The 1,346-nt window shown below is 45.5% G+C and carries 1 protein-coding gene; it reads left to right on the forward strand.

From position 1 onward, the window contains the following. A partial coding sequence (locus K1I53_RS09270; protein WP_223329179.1) for an SIALI-17 repeat-containing surface protein occupies nt 1–1,346 on the forward strand: 1,346 nt, incomplete at both ends.

Consider the following 1,346-nt stretch of genomic DNA (forward strand, 5'->3'; position numbering starts at 1 on the left):
GTAGTGGATAGCTTGGGCAGTTACGAGCTTCAAATTCCAGCTGGGACCAAACTCCCTGCTCATAGCTATCTAGGTATGAAGCTTGACCGTATCCATCAGATCAAGAGCATCCAGCTCCAAGGCTCAGCCAACCCTGCTCTTAGCCTAGAGTATTCTGCAAATGCGCAAGAATGGACGTCAGCTAGCCAGTTGACAGACAAATCTGTCGCAACCCACTTGGTACGTTATGTTCGTCTGGTCAACAAAACGGATCAGGAACAAGCTGTGACAGCCACTTCTCTCCTTGTGACAACCAAGGAAGTACAACCAACCAAACTAGAATCTACAACTATGGGCATTCATCCAACATACGGAAGCAATGATGTTCGTAAACTGAACAACCTAGATCAACTATTTGACGGTGTTTACAACAACTTCGTTGAGTTTTCAGACTATGCCCATAAAGATGGTCATGTGACCTTGAAACTTGGTAGCGAACGCACCATCAAGAAAATTAGAGCCTACATCCAAGACGGAACTCAAAACTATCTTCGTGATGGTAAGATTCAAGTCAGCCAAGACGGTAAAACTTGGACAGATGTCGTGACAGTAGGAGATGGTGTGGCCAATAGCCAACACGATGATTCATTGACAGATGGTTGGACACACGATTCTAAGATGCCAGGAAATCGCTATATCGAGGGTGAATTGACGACACCAGTCAAAGCTAACTATCTCCGTGTTCTCTATACTGCAGACTATGATGCTCGTTTTGTAGGCTTTACAGAATTGGTCATCAACGATGGTGAATTTGTCAGACCAATCAATGATCCGACAGTAGAAGGAAACAGTGGAGAAAGCCAAGGCAACCTTTATAATAATCTTGTAGACGGCAAAGTCTTGACCAGCTACAAGTCTGAAAAAGACAAGGGCGAGTTGGTGTATCACTTGTCTGAACCAACCAATGCCAACCACCTTCGTCTCGTTTCCAGTCTTCCTGAAGGAGCTAAGGCACGTGTTCTTGCTAGAACACTCAAGGATGGTCAAGACAGTTGGACAGACCTCGGTGCCATTACATCTAGTCTCCAAACCTTCGCTATCCGAAATGGTGGCTCTCTTCTAGACGTCAAATTAGTCTGGGAAGGTGGCAAGGCTGAGTTTTATGAATTGGCGAGCTTCTATCAAGATTTGACAGAAGAATCGGTTCAATCAAGCAAGGGTGATGAAGAACCACCAGTTTTGAGTAAACCGAACTTTACAGGTGGTGTGAATGCGGCTGAGGCAGCAGTGCATGAAGTACCAGAGTACACAGGCCCACTTAGTACAGCAGGAGATCAGCCAGCACCGATAGTTGAGAAACTAGAGTT

The sequence above is a fragment of the Streptococcus oralis genome, assembly GCF_019929365.1.
GTDB classification, from domain to species: domain Bacteria; phylum Bacillota; class Bacilli; order Lactobacillales; family Streptococcaceae; genus Streptococcus; species Streptococcus oralis_BT.